At 73.7% G+C, this 21,212-nt stretch carries 20 protein-coding genes, 1 tRNA gene and 1 riboswitch; of the genes, 11 read left to right on the top strand and 10 right to left on the bottom strand.

Annotated features, from left to right (window positions below):
* Window positions 1-120: 120 nt before the first annotated feature.
* Window positions 121-1,803 carry a sigma-70 family RNA polymerase sigma factor gene (locus OOK31_RS02270; RefSeq protein WP_267010605.1) on the bottom strand — a complete coding sequence of 561 codons (1,683 nt, stop codon included), beginning with the start codon at window positions 1,801-1,803 and terminating at the stop codon, window positions 121-123.
* Window positions 1,804-1,921: 118 nt separating this feature from the next.
* Window positions 1,922-2,698 (bottom strand): IclR family transcriptional regulator, encoded by a 777-nt coding sequence (locus OOK31_RS02265; protein ID WP_267010604.1) that lies wholly within the window; start codon window positions 2,696-2,698, stop codon window positions 1,922-1,924.
* Window positions 2,699-2,785: 87 nt separating this feature from the next.
* On the opposite strand from OOK31_RS02265, the gene OOK31_RS02260 reads away from it, so the two are divergent.
* Together OOK31_RS02260 and OOK31_RS02255 are read left to right on the top strand one after the other, a co-directional pair.
* Complete coding sequence (locus OOK31_RS02260) at window positions 2,786-3,421, top strand: bifunctional 4-hydroxy-2-oxoglutarate aldolase/2-dehydro-3-deoxy-phosphogluconate aldolase (RefSeq protein ID WP_267010603.1); 636 nt, start codon at window positions 2,786-2,788, stop codon at window positions 3,419-3,421.
* 3 nt (window positions 3,422-3,424) lie between these two features.
* A complete protein-coding gene (locus OOK31_RS02255; RefSeq protein ID WP_267010602.1) occupies window positions 3,425-4,408 on the top strand; it encodes a PfkB family carbohydrate kinase in 984 nt (327 codons plus the stop codon).
* Here OOK31_RS02255 and OOK31_RS02250 read toward each other — a convergent pair.
* Both OOK31_RS02250 and OOK31_RS02245 read right to left on the bottom strand, forming a co-directional pair.
* The gene (locus OOK31_RS02250) at window positions 4,374-5,576 is read right to left on the bottom strand and encodes a serpin family protein (RefSeq protein ID WP_267010601.1); all 1,203 of its coding nucleotides are present in this window, start codon (window positions 5,574-5,576) and stop codon (window positions 4,374-4,376) included. The two genes, OOK31_RS02255 and OOK31_RS02250, sit on opposite strands and share 35 nt — an antisense overlap.
* Before the next feature lie 102 nt (window positions 5,577-5,678).
* Window positions 5,679-7,019: a glycoside hydrolase family 18 protein gene (locus OOK31_RS02245; protein WP_267010600.1), complete on the bottom strand. Its 1,341-nt coding sequence runs from the start codon at window positions 7,017-7,019 to the stop codon at window positions 5,679-5,681.
* Window positions 7,020-7,255: 236 nt separating this feature from the next.
* On the opposite strand from OOK31_RS02245, the gene OOK31_RS02240 reads away from it, so the two are divergent.
* Both OOK31_RS02240 and OOK31_RS02235 read left to right on the top strand, forming a co-directional pair.
* Window positions 7,256-8,335, top strand: coding sequence for a dihydrodipicolinate reductase (locus OOK31_RS02240; protein WP_267010599.1), 1,080 nt, complete (start codon window positions 7,256-7,258; stop codon window positions 8,333-8,335).
* Window positions 8,332-8,811 (top strand): carboxymuconolactone decarboxylase family protein, encoded by a 480-nt coding sequence (locus tag OOK31_RS02235; protein WP_267010598.1) that lies wholly within the window; start codon window positions 8,332-8,334, stop codon window positions 8,809-8,811. Before OOK31_RS02240 ends, OOK31_RS02235 begins: the two co-directional genes overlap by 4 nt.
* A gap of 56 nt (window positions 8,812-8,867) precedes the next feature.
* Here the strand turns inward: OOK31_RS02235 and OOK31_RS02230 are convergent, their stop codons facing one another.
* The gene (locus OOK31_RS02230; RefSeq protein WP_267010597.1) at window positions 8,868-10,523 is read right to left on the bottom strand and encodes a GMC oxidoreductase; all 1,656 of its coding nucleotides are present in this window, start codon (window positions 10,521-10,523) and stop codon (window positions 8,868-8,870) included.
* 250 nt (window positions 10,524-10,773) lie between these two features.
* Here OOK31_RS02230 and OOK31_RS02225 point away from each other — a divergent pair, with 250 nt between their 5' ends.
* A complete protein-coding gene (locus tag OOK31_RS02225) occupies window positions 10,774-10,905 on the top strand; it encodes a hypothetical protein (protein ID WP_267010596.1) in 132 nt (43 codons plus the stop codon).
* A 54-nt stretch (window positions 10,906-10,959) separates the two neighbouring features.
* Window positions 10,960-11,036 (top strand) — tRNA-Trp (locus OOK31_RS02220).
* Between the two features lie 100 nt (window positions 11,037-11,136).
* Here the strand turns inward: OOK31_RS02220 and OOK31_RS02215 are convergent.
* Window positions 11,137-11,361, bottom strand: a complete 225-nt coding sequence (locus tag OOK31_RS02215) for a hypothetical protein (protein ID WP_267010595.1) — start codon at window positions 11,359-11,361, stop codon at window positions 11,137-11,139.
* A 127-nt stretch (window positions 11,362-11,488) separates the two neighbouring features.
* Window positions 11,489-11,627, top strand: a riboswitch (cobalamin riboswitch).
* A 32-nt stretch (window positions 11,628-11,659) separates the two neighbouring features.
* Here OOK31_RS02215 and OOK31_RS02210 point away from each other — a divergent pair.
* From OOK31_RS02210 to OOK31_RS02200, 3 genes are read left to right on the top strand one after another with little or no spacing between them, the layout of a single operon-like run.
* Window positions 11,660-12,652, top strand: coding sequence for an ABC transporter substrate-binding protein (locus OOK31_RS02210; protein ID WP_267010594.1), 993 nt, complete (start codon window positions 11,660-11,662; stop codon window positions 12,650-12,652).
* A complete protein-coding gene (locus OOK31_RS02205) occupies window positions 12,649-13,698 on the top strand; it encodes an iron ABC transporter permease (protein ID WP_267010593.1) in 1,050 nt (349 codons plus the stop codon). The genes OOK31_RS02210 and OOK31_RS02205 overlap by 4 nt, the downstream gene beginning before the upstream one ends.
* A complete protein-coding gene (locus OOK31_RS02200) occupies window positions 13,695-14,471 on the top strand; it encodes an ABC transporter ATP-binding protein (RefSeq protein ID WP_267010592.1) in 777 nt (258 codons plus the stop codon). Before OOK31_RS02205 ends, OOK31_RS02200 begins: the two co-directional genes overlap by 4 nt.
* 3 nt (window positions 14,472-14,474) lie before the next feature.
* Here the strand turns inward: OOK31_RS02200 and OOK31_RS02195 are convergent, their stop codons facing one another.
* Window positions 14,475-14,903, bottom strand: a complete 429-nt coding sequence (locus tag OOK31_RS02195) for a MarR family winged helix-turn-helix transcriptional regulator (RefSeq protein WP_267010591.1) — start codon at window positions 14,901-14,903, stop codon at window positions 14,475-14,477.
* Window positions 14,903-15,319 carry an SRPBCC family protein gene (locus OOK31_RS02190; RefSeq protein ID WP_267010590.1) on the bottom strand — a complete coding sequence of 139 codons (417 nt, stop codon included), beginning with the start codon at window positions 15,317-15,319 and terminating at the stop codon, window positions 14,903-14,905. Before OOK31_RS02190 ends, OOK31_RS02195 begins: the two co-directional genes overlap by 1 nt.
* Window positions 15,320-15,470: 151 nt before the next feature.
* Here OOK31_RS02190 and OOK31_RS02185 point away from each other — a divergent pair, with 151 nt between their 5' ends.
* Entirely contained in the window at window positions 15,471-16,685 is a 1,215-nt protein-coding gene (locus tag OOK31_RS02185; RefSeq protein ID WP_267010589.1) for an IS30 family transposase, read from the top strand.
* A gap of 79 nt (window positions 16,686-16,764) precedes the next feature.
* Here the strand turns inward: OOK31_RS02185 and OOK31_RS02180 are convergent, their stop codons facing one another.
* The gene (locus OOK31_RS02180) at window positions 16,765-17,145 is read right to left on the bottom strand and encodes a VOC family protein (RefSeq protein WP_267010588.1); all 381 of its coding nucleotides are present in this window, start codon (window positions 17,143-17,145) and stop codon (window positions 16,765-16,767) included.
* A gap of 712 nt (window positions 17,146-17,857) precedes the next feature.
* Between OOK31_RS02180 and OOK31_RS02170 the strand changes: the two genes are divergently transcribed.
* Window positions 17,858-18,763 (top strand): hypothetical protein, encoded by a 906-nt coding sequence (locus OOK31_RS02170; RefSeq protein WP_267010587.1) that lies wholly within the window; start codon window positions 17,858-17,860, stop codon window positions 18,761-18,763.
* 20 nt (window positions 18,764-18,783) lie between these two features.
* Here OOK31_RS02170 and OOK31_RS02165 read toward each other — a convergent pair whose 3' ends face one another.
* On the bottom strand, window positions 18,784-21,186 hold the full coding sequence (locus OOK31_RS02165; protein WP_267010586.1) for a polysaccharide lyase 8 family protein: 2,403 nt from the start codon (window positions 21,184-21,186) through the stop codon (window positions 18,784-18,786).
* Window positions 21,187-21,212: the final 26 nt, after the last annotated feature.

Below are 21,212 nucleotides of genomic sequence, written 5' to 3'. Positions count from 1 at the left end.
CTCCTCCCCGCTGATCTGCCCGTTCGGCTCCAGGTCCTATCTTGCCTGGATTCTGAATCAGCGGGGGACCTGCGGCGGAGTCCGTCAGGTCGGGTCGCGGCCGGGCGCCCGGCGGGTCCGTCAGCGGGCGCCGAAGTTCTGCGTCCACCAGGGCCCGCCCGCGCCCTGGTGGATGCCGACGCCGATGTCCTTGAAGGAGCAGTTGAGGATGTTGGCCCGGTGCCCCGGGCTCTTCATCCACGAGTCCATCACCGACTGCGCGGTCTGCTGGCCCTTGGCGATGTTCTCCCCGTACGTCGACCAGCGGTACCCGGAGGCCGTGGTCCGCGCGCCCGGGTCGGCGCCGTCGGGGTTGGTGTGCGAGAAGAAGTCACGCGCCGCCATGTCGTCCGAATGCCCCTGCGCGGCTGTACGCAGCTGCGAGTCCTCCTTGAGCGGTCCGCAGCCGGCCGCCGCCCGCTCGGAGTTGACCAGCGCCACCACCTGCCCGGCCACGCCCTGCGGCGCGGGCGCCGGAGCGGGGGCGGAGGGACGCGGGGAGGGCGGGTTGCTGCGGGTCCGCTCCGGCGCCGGGGCGGAGGCGCTGCTCGTGGACGGCGAGGGGGACGGGGAGGCGGAGGCCGAAGGGGAGGGCGAGGCGGACGCGGACGGCGAGGGCGAGGGCGAAGGGGAACCGGAGGGTGAGGGCGCCGCGGAGTCCGGAGCCGACAGGGCGGCCAGCGGGGACGCGGACGCGGCGCCACCCGCCTCGGTGTGCCCGGCGCCGGGCAGCGTGCCGAGGTAGACCAGGCCGCCGCCCACCACACAGGCGGCGATCACGGCGCCGCCGACCGCCCGGCGCCGGTTCTGGCGCCGCCGGCGCTCCGCCCCGCGCCCGCCGGCCGGGCCGTCCCCGTCGGCCTCGCCCTGGTCGCCCGCGCGCCGCCGCGCGGCGCGCCCCGGGCCGGACACCACCGGGGACAGCTGGGTCGCGGCGTCGGCGAAGGAGGCGGCCGCGGGCGCGTACCCCGAGGCCACGGCGGACCGTACGCCCGCCAGCAGCGCCGCCCCGACGGGGACCAGCGCCAGCCCGGCGAGCAGCCCCTCGGCCGGGACCAGCCCGCTCCACAGGCCGGAGCAGCGCAGGCACTCACGGGCGTGCCGGGCTATTCGCTTGCGCCACAGCGCGGAGGGCCGCCCGTCCCAGGTGCCCGTCATCGCCCGCAGCCCCTCGCACGGCGGCTGGGCCTCCAGCGCCCGCTCCACCACTCGGGCCGACTCCAGCTGGGCCTTCATCCGCTGCACCCGCACCGCCGTGTGCTGCGGGGTCAGCTCCAGGGCGGCCGCCATCTCGGCCCGGGTCAGCTCCCCGGCGCACTCCAGCCACCACAGCGACAGCAGCCCCCGGTCGTCGGGCTCCAGCCAGCGCGTGGCGCGGGCCGTCTCCCGGCGCTGGCCCGACAGGTGGAGGCGTACGACCGTCAGGTCGGCGAAGTCGGCGCCGGGGTCGGCGACGTCCTCGGCGGCCTCCAGCCCGCTCGCTCCGGGGCCGCTGCTGCGGGCCTGCCAGTGCGCCCGTACCCGGTTCATCGCGATGGCCACCAGCCAGGAGCGGAAGCTCTCGTCCGAGCGCAGGCCCGCCAGGCCGTCGAGGGCCCGGAGCATGGTGTCCTGCACCACGTCGTCCACGTCGTGGGACCCGTTCAGGGCCCGGCCGACGATGTTGTAGACGAGCGGCAGGTGGGCGCTGACGAGCTCGTCCTGCGCGCGGGGATCGCCCGCGCGGGCCGCTGCCACCAGTGCTGCCGTGTGCTGTGTACTCATGTGATGTTCCCTGTCCGTACCGGCGGTCGATGATGCCCAATAACTGGGGGACCGTCGAGGGGGGACCCCGATAACACTTATCCCGAAAAAGTTTTCGGCGCCCGCTCGGGGGCCGCCCTCACAGCAGCGGGGACAGGGCGCGGGCGGCCTCCAGCAGGGCGGGCGCGTACGACTCGATCTCCTCGCGGGAGACCAGGAAGGTGACGGTGGTGACGGAGACCCCGCCGGCCGGGCGCCCGCCGGGGCCGGGCACGGCCGCGCCGAGGCAGCGGATCGTGGGCTCGTTCTCCTCGTCGTCCAGGGCGAAGCCCCGGGCGCGGACCGCCTCAAGCTCCGCCGCGAGGGCCTGCGGGGTGGTGAGCGTGCCCGGCGTCCGGCGGGGCAGGCCGGTGGCCGCGATCAGCTCCTGCACCTCACCCGGGGGCAGCTGGGCCAGGACGGCCTTGCCGATGGCCGTCGAGTGCAGCGGCATCCGCATGCCGGTGCGGGAGGCCGTCCTGAAGGGCTGGTCGCTCTCCAGCTTCCGGATGTAGGTGATGGTCTCCCCGGTGTGCAGGGCCAGATGGACCGTCTGGCCGGTGGCCCTGCGCAGCTCGTGGAGGATCTCGTCGACTCCGGCGGGCTCCGCGCCCGCCACCGCGGCGGACAGTGCGCGCAGCCGCGGGCCCGGGCCGTAGCGGCCCTCCCCGTCGGCGCGTACGTAGCCCTGTTCGGCCAGGGCCGCCAGGATCCGGTGGGTGCTCGACTTCGGCACCGCCGCGGCCGCCGCCACCTCGGTCAGCCGGTGGGGGCCGCCGGGCGCCGCGACCGCCTCCAGGATCCGCATCGACTTCTCCAGCGCCGAACCGGCCGCCGAGGTACGGCCGCCCGTGCGCGGTTCCCGCTCCGTTGACACGCCGTCTCCCCGGATGTGTAAGGTCTGGACCACTGGTTCCGGCACACGATACCAAGTTCCATTACGTGGAACGCATCGGAGGGTCCGTTGTCCTGTCACCCGTACGCAGTCATAGCCGCCCAGCGCCTGCTGCCCGTACTGCGCGACCCCGACGCCGACACGGCCGTCCGCCGCACGCGGGCCCTCCTCGCCGCCGGCTGCCGGGCCGTCGAGCTGACCACCTCCACCCCCGGCTGGGCCGGGGCCCTCGCCCGTACCGCCCCGCTCGCCGACGCGCTGGGCCGCCCCGCGCTGATCGGCGTGGGCACCGTCACCACCACCGCGCAGGCCGAGGAAGCCCTCGACGCCGGCGCCGCCTTCCTCGTCTCCCCCTACCCGGCGCCCGAGGCCCGCGCGGTCGCCGCCCGGCGCGGGGCCGTCCTCGTCGAGGGCGGCTTCACCCCCGGGGAGATCGCCGACGCCGCCCGCCGCACCGGCGCCGCCAAAGTGTTCCCGGCCCATGTCGGCGGCCCCTCCTTCGTCCGCTCCCTCAAGGCGGTGCTGCCCGACGCCCTGCTGGTCCCGACCGGCGGCATCCGGCCCGGGGAGGTCCACGCATGGCTCGCCGCGGGCGCGAGCGCCGTCGGCATCGGCGGCGGCCTGCCCGAGGACCCGGCCGAACTGGCCGCCGTCTTCGCCTCGCTCGCCCGCCCCTGCTGCGCCGACTGCGCCCGGGAGCGCTGAGCCGTGCCCGCCCCGGACCGCTACGACGTCCTCGTGCTCGGCGAGGTCCTGGTCGAGATCCACGCCGACACCGCCCCGCACGAGGCCGCCGACGGCACCCCGGCCCGGATCTCATACTCGGGCGACGCCCTCAACGCGGCGGCCGCGGCGGCCGCCGCCGGAGCCCGTACCGCCCTGCTGGCCGTCGTCGGCGAGGACGAACTCACCGTCCCGCTGCTGCGCCGGGCCGCCGCACTGGGCGTGGACGTCTCCCACGTCCGCCGCGCACCGCGCCCCAACGGCGCGTACCTGCTGTGCGCCGACCCCGAGGGCGACCGGGCGTTCGTCTACTGGCGCACCCACAGCGCCGGTTCCACCCTCTCCCCGGCCCACGTCGAGTCCTGGCGCCCGCTGCTGACCGGCGCCCGGTCCCTGATCACCAGCGGGATCACCGGCGCGCTCTCGGACGGGGCCCGCGAGGCCGTCCTCGCCGCCGCCGAGGCCGTCCACGGGGCCGGCGGGCACCTCACCTACGACCCCAACTACCGCGCCCGGCTCACCGGCCGGGAGCAGGCCCGGGAACTGCTGGCGCGGATCGCCCCGCTGACCGGGCTGCTGAAGACCTCCTGCCCGGCGGACGCGCTCGCCCTGGTCGACACCGCCGACCCGCGCACCGCCGCGGCCCGCTACCGGGCGCTCGGCGCCCGCGCCGTGGCGGTCACCGCCGGGGCGGACCGGCTGCTGCTGGACGAGGGGGGCGAGGTGGCGTACCTGCCCGTACCGGTCGACCCGGCGCCCGTCGACGCCACCGGCGCCGGGGACTGCTTCACCGGCACCGCCACCGCCCGGCTCGCACTGGGCGACCCGCTGGCGCGGGCGGTGGCCTACGGGGTGGCGGCCGCCGCCCTCTCGGTGTCCGGACGCGGTGGCACCGGGCACGTCCCGTCCTTCGCCGACACCGCCGCGCTGGCGGCTACTGCGCGTCCGGGTGGAGGAGCGGGTCCGTGACCCAGCCCGCCGCCAGGACCAGGCGTGAGGTCCGGTGGACGGCGGCGAAGCCGAAGGGGCGGTGGAAGCGGACCGCCACCCGGCGGGTGCGGTAGCGGATCCGGGGCGGCACGCCGCAGCCGGCCGCGCCGCCGACCGCCGTCACCGCGGCCGCCTCGAACCCCGTCGCGTGGAAGCGGCCCAGGGCCTCCTGGCGGGCCGAGCCGACGGCGAGGGGCTCCGGGCTGATTCCGGGGAAGTGGCCGGAGCGGGCGTCCGCGGCGCTCTCCAGGCCGAACAGCCGGGCCCGGCCGAGGAGGTCGTGCTCGGCCCGCACCTCGAAGGCGGGCGTCTGGATGTCGAGGCGCGGCTCGGGGGACAGGGCCAGCACGGTCCCCGCGTACAGCCCGGGGCCCGGTTCGCCGTCCGGGAGCAGGCTCGCGCCCGTGACGGGGCGCGTCCGGGTGGCGGCCTCGATCCCGGTGGCGAGCACCTCGCCGGGCGCGGCCCCGGGCTCGCCGAGCATCAGGTGGACGTCCACGCCGGCGTTCCCGACGACCTGCAGGAGGGTGACCGCGCCGGCCGGACCCCGTGTCACACCGGCTCGGTCGAGGAGGCTGGTGGAGCGGCGGAGCATCAGCAGGGTGCGGTCGGCCCAAGGGCCCTCCTGCGTCAGCCCGTACATCTCGGTGAAGGGCTGGATCCACTTCAGCCCCAGGGTGAGCGCCGAGGCGAGGACCAGCCTGGTGTCGGCCGGCGGCTCGGGCAGGGTGACGGGCATCCGCTCGATCGCCCCGTCCGTCCGCTCGGCCGCCCATGCGTCGAGGGCCCGGCCGTCGGCGTCCGGGTCGCCGCTCAGGGTGCCCCGGGTGCCCTCGGGGAGGCCGGCCGTCCACCGTGGTGCCAGGGGGAGGTCCGCCTTCGTCCACAGTCCGGTCGCCGCGCGCAGGCCCCGTACGCCGTCCAGCGCGGCCAGCAGTTCCCGGGCGGTGGCGGCGGCCCGGTCGGCGGGTATGCCGAGCGCCTCGGCCAGTTCCGTACGGGCCGGGCCGTCCGCGCCGTCCGCGAGGAGGGCGAGCAGCGGCCACACCCCGGCCGCCGTGAACACCGTGCCCGTGTCCCCGCCGGGGGCCACCGCGGCCCAGCGGGTCGTGAGGCGGTTGGCCGCCCGTACCGTGGAGTTCTTCATCGGGGGAGCCTACGTGGTGGGGCGCCGCCGGGCCGGGCCGTTTTCCGCGGCCCGGCGGCCCGGCGGCGCCGGTCCGGTGCGGGCAGGTCTGGTGCGGGCAGGTCAGTGGCCGCGCAGGCCCTGGTCCACCGCGGCCGTCAGCTCCCCGTCGGCGGTGTCGGCGTCCAGGGACCAGAACATGGCGCCGCCCAGGCCCTGTTCGCGCACGTACCGGGCCTTCGTGCGGAGCACCTGCGGGTCGTCGTACGTCCACAGGGTGCTGCCGTCGAACAGCCAGGCGTGCCCGCCGCGCGCGTCGCGGTGCAGCCGGTAACTTCCGGACGCGGCCAGGGCCTTGAGCTCCTTGTAGTCCGCGTACCCGTCCGCCCAGGCGGCCGGCGCCGGGCCCGTCGCCGGCTGGCCCATGCCGTCCCCGCCGCCGGTGACCCCGGTCCAGCCCTGTCCGTAGAACGGCATGCCCACGACCAGCTTGCGCGCGGGCGCCCCGCGCCGCTCCCACGCCCGTACGGTGCCGTCCACGCTGAAGTCCTCGCGGGCGTACAGCGCGGACTGCTGGGCGGTGCTCTTCTCGACGGAGACGTGGAAGTCGTAGCCCTGGAGGTTGACGAAGTCGAGGGAGCGCATGATGCGGCGGACGTCGAAGCCCGCGTCGATCTTGGCGGGGGCGGTCGGGACGAACGCCGACAGCTCGTAGGTGCGCCGCTGCTGGCGTCCGTAGGCGTCGAGCTGGGCGCGGAACTCCTCCGCCAGCAGCGCGAAGTTGCGCTTGTCCTCCGGCCGGAACTTCGTGTCGCTGTCCCCGGCCGAGCCCGGCCACTCCCAGTCGAGGTCGATGCCGTCGAAGAGCCCGGCGGCGGCGCCCGCCCCGCCCCGGGCGCCGTCCTGCGGCAGGTTGCCCTTGATGTAGAGGTCGAGGCAGGAGCGCACGAACTCCTTGCGGGAGGCGGCGGTCAGGGCCGCGTCCGAGAAGTGCGTGGACCAGCTCCAGCCGCCGAGCGAGATCATCACCTTCAGCCCCGGGTGCTCGGCCTTGAGCTCGCGGAGCTGGTTGAAGTTGCCCGCGAGGGGCTGCTCGGCGGTGTCGGCCACCCCGTCGACGGAGTTCGCGGCGTCCAGCGGGCGGACGTAGTCGGCCCAGGCGTCGGCCTCGCCCGGCACGCTCCCCGTGAAGCACCTGCCTTCGGCGCTGACGTTGCCGAAGGCGTAGTTGAGGTGGGTGAGCCTGGCGGCGGTGCCGTTCGCCTCCAGGTCCTGGACCTGGAAGTCGCGCCCGTAGACGCCCCATTGGGTGAAGTACCCGACCTTCTTGTACGCGCGGCCGTGGCCGCCCGCCCCGCCCTCGGCCCCGCTGGTCCCGGCGGCGGCGCCGGGTGCGAAGGCGGTCAGCAGGGAGAGGGAGCAGGCGGCGGCGACGGCGAGCCTGCCGAAGGTGCTGCGGCGCATGGGCTTCCTTTGCGGATGCGGGGGAGTGGTGCTCCTGAGCCGTGCGGGAACGCGTGGGCGGTGCCGGTACGCGCGCGTCGTGCGGGAGCGCGTGGGCTGCCCCACCCGGAAACTATTGGTCTGGACCAGCTGGGTCAAGGGGGCGCTCACCCCGGGTTCCGCCCGGCCGGCTGTCCGTCCGAAAAACATCGTTCACGGCTCTGGGCACCTCCGGGCCCCCTCGTTACCCTCCGCGCATGATTCCCACGGTGGTCTGGGGCACCGGCAACGTCGGCCGCGCGGCGATCCGCGCCGTCGAGGCCCACCCGGCGCTCGAACTCGTACACGTCATCGTCCACAACCCCGCCAAGGTCGGCCGCGACGCGGGCGAACTCGCGGGCCTGGACCGCCTGCTGGGGGTGGCCGCCACCGACGACGCCGAGGCGGTGCTCGCCGCCCGCCCCGCCGCCGTCGTCTACGCCGCGTCCGGGGACGTACGCCCCGACGACGCGCTCGCCGACATCACGCGGGCGGTCGCGGCCGGAGCCGTCGTCGTCAGCCCCGCCCTCTACCCCCTCTACGACCACCGCAACGCCCCGCCCGAGTTCCGGGACCCCGTGCTGGCGGCCGTCGCGGAGGGCGGCGGCTCCCTCTTCGCCTCCGGCGTCGACCCCGGCTGGGGCAACGACGTCCTGCCCCTGCTGCTCAGCGGACTCGGCACCACCGTCGACGTGATCCGCTGCCAGGAGATCTTCGACTACTCCACGTACGACCAGCCGGACTCCGTCCGCTACCTGGTCGGCATGGGCCAGCCCATGGACTTCGAGCCGATGATGCTCATGCCCTCGGTCCCCACCATGGTGTGGGGAGGGCAGATCCGCATGATGGCCCGCGCCCTCGGCGTCGAACTCGACGAGATCCGCGAGACCTCGCAGCGCCGCGCCCTGGACACCACCGTCACCACCCGCACCATGGGGGAGTTCGAGGCCGGCACCCAGGGCGCCATCCGCTTCGAGGTGCAGGGCATCGTCGAGGGCGAAGCCCGCATCGTCATCGAACACGTCACCCGCATCCACCCCTCCTGCGCCCCCGACTGGCCCACCCCGCCGGACGGGGCCGGGGCCCACCGGGTGGTCATCGAGGGCCGCCCCCGCATCGAGGTCACCGTCGAGGCCACCGACGAGGGCGAGAACCGCTCCGCCGGCGGCAACGCCACCGCCGTCGGCCGGCTGGTCGGCGCCATCGACTGGCTCGTCGCGGCGGAACCCGGACTCTACGACGCGCTCGACGTCCCGCTGCGTCCCGCAGTCGGCAAACTCGGAAGGAAGCAGCCATGAGGATCGACGTTCCCGAAGGTCAGCACCCGATCGAGTACGTGTGGGGGGACCTGGTCCCCGGCATCGGCATGGCCGCGGCCAACTTCTCCCTCTCCGTCTACGCCCACACCACCCTGGGCCTGCGCGAGTTCGAGGCCGCCCGGCTGCGCGTCGCCCAGATCAACGGCTGCGTCTTCTGCCTCGACTGGCGCACCGACCGGGACGGCGAGAAGGTCGAGGAGGGGTTCGCCGAAGCGGTCACCGAGTGGCGCACCACCGAGGACTTCGACGACCGCACCCGGCTGGCCGCCGAGTACGCCGAGCGGTACGCCCTGGACCACCACAACCTCGACGAGGAGTTCTGGGAGCGGATGACCGCGCACTACAGCCAGGTGGAGATCGTCGAGCTCAGCATGAGCATCGGGTCCTGGCTCGCCTTCGGCCGGCTCAACCATGTGCTGGGCCTCGACAGCGTCTGCGTCCTGCCGGGCCACTGAACGGGCCCGGGTGCCGCCCGGTGTGTCCGGGCGGCACCGGGACCCGGCCGCCGCCGTCAGAGGTCGGTGGCGATGATCTTCTCGATGTTCCGCTCGGCGAGCGCCGTGATCGTCACGAACGGGTTCACGCTGGTGTTGCCGGGGATCAGCGCTCCGTCGATGACGTACAGACCCGAGTACCCGTGCAGCCGGCCGTAGTTGTCGGTGGCCTTGCCCAGGACCGCCCCGCCGAGGGGGTGGTAGGTGAGGTGGTCGCCCCAGATCTTGTTGGTGCCGAAGAGGTCGGTCCGGTAGATCGTCCCCTCCTTCGAGTTGATCTTGTCGAAGATGGTCTTCGCCATGTCGATGGACGGCTGCTTCCAGGCCGTCTGCCAGTCCAGCTCCACCTTGTTCGCCGCGGCGTTCCAGGTGAACCGGGCGCGGTTCGGGTTCTTGGTGATCGAGAGGTAGAAGGAGGCGTACGTCTCGATCCCCGTCGGCAGCGGGGCCACCTCGGCGAAGGCGCCGCCCGCGTCCCAGTTGTCGATGCCGCCGCAGGGGATGGAGGCCTGCACCTTGCCGGTGGGGTCCCACATGTGGTTGGCCCGGCCGCACATGACGTTGCCGTTGTCGCCCCAGCCCTTGCCGATCTCCCCGTTCAGGTTCGCCAGCGCGCCGGTCGCCTTCAGGCGGACCAGCAGCTTGCTGGTGCCGACGCTGCCGGCGGCGAAGAACACCCGGTCGGCGGTGACGGTCTTGGTGGCGACGGTGTCGCCGGTGGTGTTCAGCTGCTCGATGGCGACCGTGTAGCCGCCACCGCCCGAGGGGGAGACGGTGGTGACCCGGTGCAGGGGGGAGACGGTGACCTTGCCGGTGGCCCTGGCGGCCGCGATGTAGGTCTGCTGGAGGGACTTCTTCCCGGCGTTGTTGCCGTAGAGGATCTCGCCGTCCACCGCGGACTTGGGGACGGTGCCGGCCACCTCCTGCTTCATGTAGTCCCAGTCGTAGACGTCGGGGACGAAGACGAAGGGGAATCCGGAGCGCTGGGCGTGCTTGCGGCCGACGCGGGCGAACTGGTAACAGTCCACCGTCTCGAACCAGTTGGGGTCGATGAGGCCGACGCCGAGAGCGGCGTTGGCACGCGGGTAGTAGGTGCTGTACATCTCCTCCGCGTCCACCGTGGGCAGGATGGCGGAGAAGTTCTGCCGCTTGGGCGTCACGGCCATGCCGCCGTTGACGAGCGAGCCGCCGCCGACGCCGCGGCCCTGGTAGACGATGATCCCGCCCATCTCCTCGGCGTCCAGGATGCCCGTGTACCGGGGGACGTCCTTGTCGATGGGGAAGCCGAGGAAGTTGCTGAGCGGCGCCTTGGTCCTGGTGCGCAGCCAGTACGAACGGTAGTCGGGCTTGGTGGTGTTGGCGAAGATCTTGCCGTCGCTGCCGGGGGTGTCCCAGGCCATGCCCATCTCCACCATGTGGACGTCGACGCCCGCCTGGGCGAGGCGCAGCGCCGCGACGGAGCCGCCGTAGCCGGAGCCGATGACGAGCACCGGGACGTGGGCGCCGGAGCCGATGGGGGTGTCGGAGGCCGCGGCCGCGGCGGTGGTGGCGGCCCGGGCGGGAACGGTGTTCACGGCCAGGGCCATGGCTCCAAGAATGGAACCAGTTCCAGCAAGGAATCCGCGCCGTGAGACACCGTCAGAAACCTTGCTGTTCAGGCTTTTGTCACTCATGTGACCTTCCTCACTCTCGACGGAGTGGGAACAAGTTCTACTGTCGAACGCCTGGTAAGTCACTACACGCGTCGAGGTAACTTGTGGCTGATTCCGCTTGCTGTGGCTCCTGGGTCCAGGGGTGGGCGGGCGGCCGGGGCGGACCCTCCCCGGGGCCGACCGCGAATCGCCGCGGGAGAACACCAGCGCCTTCTGGGGTGCCTGTCACGGAGGCCGGCTGTCCACGGCGGAGTACCCCTTGTCTCAAGGGGTGGACATCAACTGGCTCGGCCATGACGGCGCGACCCCGCTGGACATCGCCCTGACCAGCGGAAACACCCGCCTGGTGGAAGGGCTCCACGCGCAGGGCGCCTGGAAGGCATCTGAAATTCCGCTCAGTTGACCCAGGAATTCGGTGGATCTTCGGGCCGAGCCGTGTCATGGTTGGTCCCACCGAAGGGGTGTAGCTCAGCTGGCCAGAGCAACGGTCTCCAAAACCGTAGGTCGCAGGTTCGACTCCTGCCGCCCCTGCCACGGGAAAACCCGAAGGCCCCCGTCCCGCGCACCACGCGCGGGACGGGGGCCTTCGGCGTTCCCGACTGTGGTGCCGAGTGCGCCTGAGCCCGCGCCAGGGCTATCTCTTGCCGTCCGCCTCGTCGCGGATCTGGTGGCGGTGCTGTTCGTACACGAGGCGGGCGTCGTCGCTCGGGAGGGCGCCCGTGTCGAGGCCGCAGGCGCAGGTCACGACGGTCGCGCCGGAGTGGCTGCGGCGGGCGTGGCCCGCGGGGCTCGGGGGTGCCTCGCCCTCCAGGTCGGTGAAGCGGAGGTTGTGACGGGGGGCCGGCCGCGTGTCGCTCATGGCTCCATCATCGCTGGTCCCGGCCCCGCACCCGTCAGCGACGGCCTCGGTGGCGCTCGCGCCGGGCCGGTGGTTCGCCCGACCGGCGGCGTGACCACGGCCCACCGGGAGGGGTAAACGCGGCATCTGGCAGACTTGACCGGGTTGTCCCAGGCGGTGCAGGACAGGAAACCGGTGCGAATCCGGTGCGGTCCCGCCACTGTGACCGGAAAACCCCCTCAGGGCCTTCCGGGAGTCAGACACTGACGCACCGCCTTCACTTCGACCGGGGACGAGGATCCCCCGGAGAGGCTTCGCCATGTCGCGTTCCCGCGCAGCCCTGCGCACCGTCCTCCCGCTCACCCTCCTGATACCGCTCGCCGCGTGCACCGGCTCCTCCGGGGCGGACGACCGGCCCGGCGGCGCCGCGAAGGCCGCGCCCGGGTTCCCGTACACCGTCACCAACTGCGGTGTCAGCGCCACCTACCAGGCCCCGCCCGAGCGCGCCGTCACCATGAACCAGCACGCCACCGAGATCATGCTCGCCCTCGGGCTGGAGGACCGGATGGCCGGTACGGCCTACCTCGACGACTCCGTGCTGCCCGCCTACCGGCCCGCCTACGACCGGATCAAGGTGCTGGCGAAGGAGTACCCCTCCAAGGAGGTCCTCCTCGGCGCCGACCCCGACTTCGTCTACGGGGGATACTCCAGCGCCTTCGACAAGGGGCAGGGACGCGACCGGGAAGGTCTGGCCAAGGCCGGGATCAACTCCCGGCTGAGCGTGGAGTACTGCACCCAGGGCCCGGTCGGACTCGCCCAGCTGAAGACCGAGATCACCGAGGTGGCCCGGACCTTCGGCGTGCCCGAGCGCGGCGCCGCCCTCGTCGAGGACGAGCAGCGTCGTGTCGACGCCGTCACCGCCCGGGTCAAGGACAGGGCCCGGCCGGCCGTCTTCGTCTACGACTCCGGCGAGGCCTCCGCCTTCACCTCCGGCGGCCAGGGCATCGGCAACGAGATCGTCTCCCTCGCCGGGGGGACGAACGTGTTCGCCGACCTCCAGGACACCTTCGGCGACGTGTCGTGGGAGAAGGTCATCGAGCGGAGGCCCGAGGTCGTCCTCATCTACGACTACGGCGGCACCTCCGTCGAGGCCAAGAAGCAGCGCCTGTTGAACGATCCGGCGCTGGCGCAGGTTCCCGCGATCAGGAACCAGCGGTTCGTCGTGCTCCCGCTGTCCTCCGCCGTGCTCGGTGTGCGCGTCGCCGACGCCGTCGAGTCCCTGGGCCGCCAGCTGCACCCCGACGCCGCGTGAGCCGGCGCCGTACGGCGGCCGTCCTCGCCCTCCTCGGCGCCGCGCTGGCAGCCTCCGCGGTCGCCGGGCTCGCCCTGGGACCCGTACGGATCGCCCCCGGACGGGTGCTCGACATCGTGCTCGCCGGACCCTCGCCGACGGCGTCGCCGGGCAGCGGGCGCGGGGCGTTCCACTCCATCGTGTGGGACGTACGGATGCCGCGCGTCCTGCTCGGGGCGGTCGTCGGCGCGGGCCTCGCGGTCACGGGCACCGTGCTCCAGGCCCTCGTACGCAACCAGTTGGCCGACCCCTTCCTGCTGGGCGCCTCCTCGGGCGCCTCGACGGGAGCGGTCCTGGTCATCGTCTTCGGCGCGGGCGCCGCCCAGATCGCGGGCGGGGCCGGACTGCCGCTGGCCGCCTTCGCAGGCTCCATGGCCGCGCTCGTCGCCGTCTACGCGATGGCCCGGCGCGGCGGGACCATGACCACCGGCCGGCTCATCCTGGCCGGGGTCGCTGTCCAGTACATCCTGTCCGCCCTCACCAGCCTGGTGCTGGTGCTGTCCGCGCACCCCGACCAGATCCGTTCCGTGCTGTTCTGGACCCTGGGCGGACTCGGCGGCGCCCGCTGGGACGAACTCGCCCTCCCGGCCGCCGCGCTGCTCCTGGGCAGCGGCCTGCTCGTCGCCCTCGCCCGGCCGCTGGACCTGCTGCTCGCGGGAGAGGAAGGGGCGCGCACCCTGGGCCTGGACACCGGACGCTTCCGGGCCGCCGTCTTCGTCCTGGCCTCCCTCGTCATCGGGGTGCTGGTGGCCTACAGCGGGGCGATCGGCTTCGTGGGGCTGATGGTTCCGCACGCCGCCCGGATGGTGGTGGGCGCCGGGCACCGTGCGGTGCTGCCGGTGGCCGCGCTGGGCGGGGCGGTGTTCCTGACCCTCGCCGACCTGCTCGCCCGTACGGCCGCCGCGCCCGAGGAGATACCGGTCGGCGTGGTCACCGCGCTGGTCGGCGGGCCGTTCTTCCTGTGGATGCTGCGCAGGTCCACCCGGGCCGAAGGAGTCCCCGGATGACGGGCCGTCCGCTGGAACTCGCCGTCGAGGCCGTCCGTTACGAGACCGACGGGCTCACGCTGCTGCACGGGATCGGCCTCACCGCCCGGCCGGGCGAGACGGTCGGTGTCGTCGGCCCCAACGGCAGCGGCAAGACCACCCTGCTGCGCTGCGTCTACGGCACCCTGCGGCCCACCGCCGGACGGGTGCTGCTCGACGGGGCCGACGCCGGCGCGCTCGGGGTCAAGGAGCGCGCCCGGCGGGTCGCCGTCGTCCCGCAGGACGCGGCCGGCACCTTCGGGCTGACGGTCCGCGAGGTCGTCGCCATGGGCCGCAGCCCGCACAAGCGGTTCTGGGAACAGGACGGCCCGGACGACGCGCGCCGCGTCGCCGAAGCCCTGGAGACGGTCGGCGTGGCCGCCTTCGCGGGCCGCCGCTTCGACGAGCTCTCCGGCGGCGAGCGGCAGCGCGCGCTGGTGGCCCGCGCCCTCGTCCAGGAACCGGGCCTGCTCGCCCTCGACGAGCCGACCAACCACCTGGACATCCGCTACCAGCTGGAGATCCTCGGCCTGGTCCGCGACCTGCCCGCCACCGCCCTGCTCGTGCTGCACGACCTCAACCTGGCCGCGTCCTTCTGCGACCGGCTGTACGTACTGTCGGGCGGCCGGGTCGCGGCGGACGGGCCGCCGGGCGAGGTCCTCACCGAGGACCTGCTGGCGCGGGTGTACGGGGTGCGCACCCACATCTCTCCGCACCCCACCACGGGCGCCCCGAACATCGTCTACCTGCCGTAGGCGTCAGTCCCCGGGCCGGGCCAGGCGCCTGAGCAGGGTGACGGCCTCGTCGACCGGGACCGGGAGGAAGAACCGGGCGTCGGCCTCCTCCACGGCGGCGATCGCCCGGGGCGCCAGTTCGGCCCCGGCGGCCGTCACGCGCAGCCGCTTGGCCCGCGTGTCGTTCGGGTCGACCTCCCGCTCCACCAGGCCCTTCTGCTCCAGGGCGCGCAGGACCTGCGAGGTCATCTTGACGTCGGTACCGGCCTGGCGGGCGAGGGCCAGCTGGTTGGGGTGCTCGCCCTGGGAGTTGAGCCACCAGGCGCAGGCCAGCAGCACGAACTGCACGTGGGTGAGACCGAGCGGGGCGAGGGCCGAGGCGATCTCCCGCTGCCAGCGCAGGGTGGCGTGCCAGAGCAGGAAGCCGGGGCTGTCGCCGGGGCTCAGCGGCATCAGCGCGCTGCCAGCTTCGCCAGCGCCGCCATGGTGTCCGGCCAGTCGGCCGTGATGGCCGGGCCGATCTCCGGTCCGGCCTGGTCCGAGCCCGCGCCGGAGATCTCCATCCGGTAGGTCACCCGGGTCAGCTCCGGACCGAGTGCGTCGATCCGGTGGCTGGTGCGCAGCAGCAGGTCACCGAACCGGGCCTCGTCGACGAAGAGCGCGTCCTCGCGGACCTCGGCGAGGGTCAGTTCCACCGGGTCGTCCCCGGGCGGGGTCATGGTGATCCGGGTGCCCGGTGCGAAGGGGCCGTCGATCTCGATCTTCTCGATCTCGGCGTTCCAGTCGGCCCAGTTCTCCACGTCGGCCCACAGTCGCCAGATCGCCCCGGGGGTGGCGGTGGTCTCGACGCTGTGCTCGTAGTCCCACATGGGGGTCTCCTTCTTCGGCCAAATGATGTGTCCATAGATTATCTGCGCACAGACTATCTGTCCAGCGGGGGGGGTGCGCGGGGTGTGACAAAGGCCCGCGGCGCATCTTGGGTTCTAGGAGTTGTTGCAACACCCCAGCTCAAGGGGTGCGATGGACTTCGATGTCCGGGTCGACCGTAAGCCGCAGGGAGCCAAGAAGCTCTCTGCGGAGCGGGCGGCATACTCCCAGCTCATGCGGCAGGGACTGAACAACAAGGAAGCGTGCCGGATCGTCGGGATCAACCCGAAGACCGGTAGACGCTGGCGCAACGGACGCAATCCGTCCGGCGGGAACAAGGCGGCATCACCGATACACGCGGTGGTGCCGCCTCCCGTTTCCTCGCGCTACCTGTGCGAGGCCGATCGCATCCACATCGCCGACCGGCTGCGGGAGAAGGCCACCATCCGCGCGATCGCGGCGGAACTGGGCCGCAGTCCCTCCACCGTCAGCCGGGAGGTCCGCCGCAACCGGCACCCCGGCAGCGGGCAGTACCGGCCCCACGCCGTCCAGGCCCGCGCCGATGCCCGCCGTCCGCGCCCCAAGCCGTCCAAGACCGGCCGGAACCCCGAACTGCGGGCAGCAGTCCAGGCCGGCCTGGACCAGCGGTGGAGCCCGGAACAGATCTGCCAGGCTCTGCGCAGAACCTTTCCCGACCGGCCGGAGATGCACGTGGTCCACGAGACCGTCTACCAGGCTCTCTACGTCCAAGGACGCGGAGAGCTACGCCGCGAGCTCGCCGGCGCCCTGCGCAGTGGCCGCGCCCGCCGCAGACCGCAGCGCCAGGCGAACTCCCGCCAGCCCCGCTTCACCGACCCGATGGTCATGATCAGCGAGCGGCCCGCAGAAGCGGCAGACCGGGCCGTGCCCGGTCACTGGGAGGGCGATCTGATCATCGGCAAGGACGGCAGTTCGGCGATCGGCACGCTCGTCGAACGCGCCACCCGCTACGTCATGCTCCTGCACCTGCCCGACGGCCGCAGCGCCGAACACGTCCGCGACGCGCTCATCGCCACGGTCCAGGCCCTGCCCTCCCACCTCAAGCGGTCCCTGACCTGGGACCAGGGCTCCGAGATGGCCTCACACCGCTCCTTCACCACCGCCACCGACGTCCCGGTCTACTTCTGCGACCCGGCCAGCCCCTGGCAGCGCGGCTCCAACGAGAACACCAACGGACTGCTGCGGCAGTACTTCCCCAAGGGCACCAACCTGGCCGTCCACACCCGCGACCGCCTCGACGCCGTCGCAGCCCAGCTCAACGGTCGCCCACGCAAAACGCTCGACTGGGAAACCCCAGCCGAGCGCCTGCATAAACTCCTCGCGGCCTGATCAAACCGACCACGTGTTGCAACGACCCCTAGAAACCGCCAGGGGGTGCGGGCCCTTGGGGTGGTTCGGGATGGTGTCGCTAGCCGCCGTACGGGCGGGTGATGATCTCCATCGCGTGGCCGGTGGGGTCCAGGAAGTAGACCCCGCGGCCGCCGTCGTTGTGGTTGATCTCGCCGGGCTGCTTGCGGTGCGGGTCGGCGAAGTACTCGACGCCCGCCGACCGGATCTTCTGGAAGGCCGAGTCGAACTCTTCCTCGGAGATCAGGAACGCGTAGTGCTGCACGGCGATGGACTCGGCCGGGATGGTCGCGAAGTCCAGGGTGACCCCGTTGTCGGTGGACACGGGGATGAACGGCCCCCATTCGGGGCCGACCTCCAGACCGAGGATGTGCGCCAGGAACTCGGCGGACTCCCGGTTGTCACGGGAGTGGACGATCGTGTGGTTCAGCTGTACTGCCATGGGTGAATGCCTCCGCAAGGCACGTCACGGACACCTCCATGCCTCACCCGGTCGGTGACCGACACGCGATGCCGTCATGTGATCCTAAACAGCCCAACCGGGTGAGGTCCACGGATATCCCTCCATCCCTCCCCGAGTCCCGCCCTCCCGGTACCCGCCCTCACGGCCCCCGTACCCGCCGCGACGTTGTCCTGCGGCGGGTACGTCCAGCCCGCCGGGCCCGCCGCGAAGACCCGCAGCAGGTTCTCCGTCGCCCGGGTGGTCAGCGCGCCGGAGCGGGGGTCCAGGCCGCGGTTCGCGCCGACCCGCCCGTCGCCGGAGGCGCCGAGGGCCTCGCCCCAGCGCATCGTGCCCGTCATGAACACCGCCGCCCCGCCCGCGACGGCACGGGACGCACCGGCCCTGGTCACCTGCCAGTCGGCGTTCCCGGGCCGGGCGTTCTCGGCCTTGACGTCCGGCGCCGACGGTGAACCGCCCGGCCCTCGGACGGGCCGCTCACGCCCCGCCCCCGCCGCCCGCGCAGCCGGCCGCCGCGGCCGCCCCCGTCGCGACGGCGGGGAAACGCCGCCTGCCCGGGCCTTCGACGCCCGGCACGCTGTGCGACCTCACCCGCCCCTCCCGTACAGGCCCCGCCATCGGGCGCGCCCGGCATGCCGCCGCCTATGCTTCCTCTCGCACAGGAGATCGCCAACTGGACACGGGGGAGCGGAAGATGACGTACGGAACACCGGCCGGCGAGACCCACGAGTTGAGCACGGCCCGACAGCTGTGGCAGCTGCTGGAGCCCCTCCACGCGATCCTCTACTACGCCCCCGAGTCCTACGAGGAGGCTGCCTCCCTCGGGCACGCGACCGACGAACGCTGGCCCCTGTACTTCTCCTTCCGCGCCGCCCCGCTCGGAGCGGCCTCGCCCGGGCTCGTCGGCGCGCTCTTCTACTCCTTCGCCCCGCCGATGGTGGAGCGCTACGTCACGGAGACCTGGCGCACCGCCCCGCCGGCCCGGGTCCTCGAGGCCCGCGCCGCCGCCACCGACCGCGCCCTGCGCACCCTCCTCGGCCCGCGCGCCGACTCCCCGGAACTCGCCGAGGCCGCCCGGCTCGCCCGGCGCGCCGCCGAGGCCGCCCCCACCGCCGGCCGGCCGCTCGCCGCCGCCAACGCCGCGCTGACCTGGCCCGAGGCCCCGCACACCGTGCTCTGGCACGCCGCCACGATCCTGCGCGAGCACCGCGGCGACGGCCACCTCGCCGCCCTCCAGGCCCACCACCTGGACCCGGTCGAGGCCCTGGTCCTGCACTCCGGAGCCGGGGCCGCCCCGGCCGAGGTGTTCGAGAGCCGCCAGTGGTCCCCGCAGGAGTGGAGCGAGGCCCGCGGGCGGCTCGTCGCCCGGAAGCTGCTCGACGAGGACGGCGCCGCCACGGCGGACGGACTCGCGCTGCACACCGCGGTGGAACGGCTCACCGACGAACTCGCCACCGCCCCCTGGTCCGCGCTGACCCGCCCGGAGACGAGCCGCCTCGCCGAACTGCTGCTGCCTCCCGTCCTCGACGTCGTCGCCACCGGCCTTCTCCCCTCGCAGGGCACCCTGGGCATCGGCATGACCTACGACTACCAGGCCTGACCCCCGCCGCGCGCCCACGCTCAGCCCAGTCGCACCACCACCTCCTGGCCCGCCCCGGCGGTGCTGGTGAGGTTCCCGAAACCGAGCCGCAGCCGGGAGCCCGTGGCCGTCGAGAGCAGGCTCGGCGGCCCGGACAGCACCTGCTCCACGGGACGGTCCCACAGCAGGGTCAGCGCGGTCAGGGCGCGCGCCGGGTCGGCCACGCACACCGTGGCCGTACCGTCGGCCCTCTCCCGGACCGTCACCGAGCACGGGGCGTTCGCCTCCAGCGGGCCCGCGACCGCCGCCCGCCAGAAGTTGGCGCCGGTGAAGCCCAGGGAGGGCACCGACACCCCCTGGACGGCCTCCGTGTTGGTGAGCACGCTGTGCCACCCCGGCGTCGCGGCCCGTGCGGCGGTCCGCTCCGCCGTGGCCCCGGGCAGCATCTGGTAGGCGTACCCGGCGCCGGACGGGTCCGTCCCGTGGTCGTACCAGAGGGTCAGGTAGCGCCGGGTCAGCGCGGTCGTGGAACCGCCCCGGTTCACCTCGCTCCACCGGCCGGTGCGCGCCTCCCGCAACGCCCTGAAGGCGCCGGGACCGTGGAGCACGTACCCGCCGAAGCCCGCCAGGTGCGCCCAGCCGGGGGCGGGGAACGCCGCGGACCAGCCCGGTACGGCAGGCTGGACGACGCCGCCCACGGTCAGCGCATGGGTGCCGGACGCGCCCAGGTTGCGGTTGTCGACGACCGACTCGACCGCCACCCCGTCCGAGGCGCGGATCCCCGCCCCCAGACACAGGATCGTGTCCGCGAGGAAGAACCAGGACTTGCGGGCCTGGAGGGTACTGCCCAGCCCGCGCAGGTGCTGGCCCACCGAGGCGAACTCCCCGTCGGTCGTCCCGCCCACCCAGACGGCATCCGGCCGGGAGGCGCCCCAGTCGCCGCCGGCTCCGTCGGCCAGGGCCTTGCGCGCCACGGTGGTGCCCGGCAGCCGGTACGGGTCGACCGTGGGCCAGAAGGCGTCCGAGTACTGGCCGTTGCCGTAGGAGGAACCCCACCAGACGAGCATTCCGCTGCCGGTGTGCCACCCCCGCAGGTTCTCACCGTTGCCCGTCTCGTAGTGGGCGATGCGCCGGGAGGCCATGGAAAGCGAGGCCGCCCACTGCGGGCGCCGGTGCGTGGCCCGGTCCATCGAGGAGAACAGCCGGTGCCCGACGGGCTCGGGCAGCGCGCCCACCGAGCTGTCGGCCTCGACCTCCGCAAGCCGGGCCAGCGAGGACAGGCCGAGCGTACGGTCGGCCAGGGGACGGCTGTAGTAGTCCCGCGCCGACCAGCCCTTCACCAGCCCCCGCCAGCGGGCCCGCTCGGCCTCGCCCGCCCCCTCCGCGAGCAGCAGGATCCCGGCCAGGACCGCGTGTCCCCGGGTGTGGTCGTCGGCCTGGATCCGGCGGGGGTCCGAGGCCGTCAGGCCACGGCTGACCGCCCGCCCGGACACCGCGTCCATCACCAGCCCGTTGAACAGGAAGGGCGCCCAGGCCCCCTCCACGGCGTCCAGGACGATCCGCGCCGCAGGATCCGTGACCTGCCAGGGCGTCCCCCGCAGCAGGGCGAACAGCAGCCCCAGCCCGCCCAGCAGGACCGCCCCGTACGTCCCCGTGTACGGCACCCACGTGTGCTGCACGAACGACCCGTCCCGGTAGAGCCCGTCGCCGCTGGTGACGTACGGGAAGACCGGCGCGAGCGCGTCCCGGGCCAGGGCCGTCTTCGCCGGATCCGCGCCGACCACCCCGCGCAGGGCCAGGACCCTGCACAGGTCGACCCGGTTGGCGCCGGTGCTGGTCCCGCTGTACGAGGCGACGGCGGAGTCCGGCACGAAATGGTCGACGGCCGCGCAGTACTCGGCCCGCCGGGCCGCGGACAGCTCCTCGTACAACAGGACGCACACGTCCAGCAGGGCCTGCGGGGCACCGATCTGCCAGCAGTACCAGTTCCCGTACCGCACCTGGCCCGCGTGGTACACCCGCGTGTGCAGATGGTCCAGGCCCCTCAGCAGCGCCGAGAGGAGGGCGGCGTCCCCCGTGAGCCCGGTGCCCTCGCGGACGTAGGCCTCGGCCATGGTCCGCAGCCGGTAGAAGCTCTGCGCCATCATCTCGGGGTCCGTGGTGAAGTCCTGGTCCGGCCAGAGGGAACCGGGCGCCGGAGCCATCGCCGCGGCCCAGCCGCCCGCCTCCTGCCCGAGCTCGGCCAGCCGCGAGCGGAACGGCTCGGCCGTCGCGGAGAACCCGCCGCCCAGGAGCAGCCCCCGCCACACCGCGCGCATCGCGTCATGGACCTCACCCGCGCCGTGCGCCGGCCCGGCGTCCGCCCCGGCCGGAGGCGTGCCGGCCAGCAGCGCACCCCCGCCCGCGACGGAGAGGAAGGCACGCCGGCTCCACAGGTGCGTCATCACATTCTCCCTTTCCGATCCGTTCC

It is taken from the genome of Streptomyces sp. NBC_00249 (genome assembly GCF_026342355.1).
GTDB lineage: Bacteria > Actinomycetota > Actinomycetes > Streptomycetales > Streptomycetaceae > Streptomyces.
The sequence above is the reverse complement of the archived record's forward strand: the minus strand, read 5'-3'. Positions and strand labels throughout refer to the sequence as shown.

Excerpts from the sequence above, each read along its gene's own strand:
- OOK31_RS02240 (WP_267010599.1), top strand. The coding sequence starts at position 7,256 with ATGATTCCCACGGTGGTCTGGGGCACCGGCAACGTCGGCCGCGCGGCG.
- OOK31_RS02185 (WP_267010589.1), top strand. The coding sequence starts at position 15,471 with ATGGACTTCGATGTCCGGGTCGACCGTAAGCCGCAGGGAGCCAAGAAG.
- OOK31_RS02230 (WP_267010597.1), bottom strand. The coding sequence starts at position 10,523 with ATGAGTGACAAAAGCCTGAACAGCAAGGTTTCTGACGGTGTCTCACGG.
- OOK31_RS02215 (WP_267010595.1), bottom strand. The coding sequence starts at position 11,361 with ATGAGCGACACGCGGCCGGCCCCCCGTCACAACCTCCGCTTCACCGAC.
- OOK31_RS02245 (WP_267010600.1), bottom strand. The coding sequence starts at position 7,019 with ATGCGCCGCAGCACCTTCGGCAGGCTCGCCGTCGCCGCCGCCTGCTCC.
- OOK31_RS02200 (WP_267010592.1), top strand. The coding sequence starts at position 13,695 with ATGACGGGCCGTCCGCTGGAACTCGCCGTCGAGGCCGTCCGTTACGAG.
- OOK31_RS02170 (WP_267010587.1), top strand. The coding sequence starts at position 17,858 with ATGACGTACGGAACACCGGCCGGCGAGACCCACGAGTTGAGCACGGCC.
- OOK31_RS02190 (WP_267010590.1), bottom strand. The coding sequence starts at position 15,319 with ATGTGGGACTACGAGCACAGCGTCGAGACCACCGCCACCCCCGGGGCG.
- OOK31_RS02180 (WP_267010588.1), bottom strand. The coding sequence starts at position 17,145 with ATGGCAGTACAGCTGAACCACACGATCGTCCACTCCCGTGACAACCGG.
- OOK31_RS02210 (WP_267010594.1), top strand. The coding sequence starts at position 11,660 with ATGTCGCGTTCCCGCGCAGCCCTGCGCACCGTCCTCCCGCTCACCCTC.
- OOK31_RS02165 (WP_267010586.1), bottom strand. The coding sequence starts at position 21,186 with ATGACGCACCTGTGGAGCCGGCGTGCCTTCCTCTCCGTCGCGGGCGGG.
- OOK31_RS02235 (WP_267010598.1), top strand. The coding sequence starts at position 8,332 with ATGAGGATCGACGTTCCCGAAGGTCAGCACCCGATCGAGTACGTGTGG.
- OOK31_RS02195 (WP_267010591.1), bottom strand. The coding sequence starts at position 14,903 with ATGCCGCTGAGCCCCGGCGACAGCCCCGGCTTCCTGCTCTGGCACGCC.
- OOK31_RS02270 (WP_267010605.1), bottom strand. The coding sequence starts at position 1,803 with ATGAGTACACAGCACACGGCAGCACTGGTGGCAGCGGCCCGCGCGGGC.
- OOK31_RS02250 (WP_267010601.1), bottom strand. The coding sequence starts at position 5,576 with ATGAAGAACTCCACGGTACGGGCGGCCAACCGCCTCACGACCCGCTGG.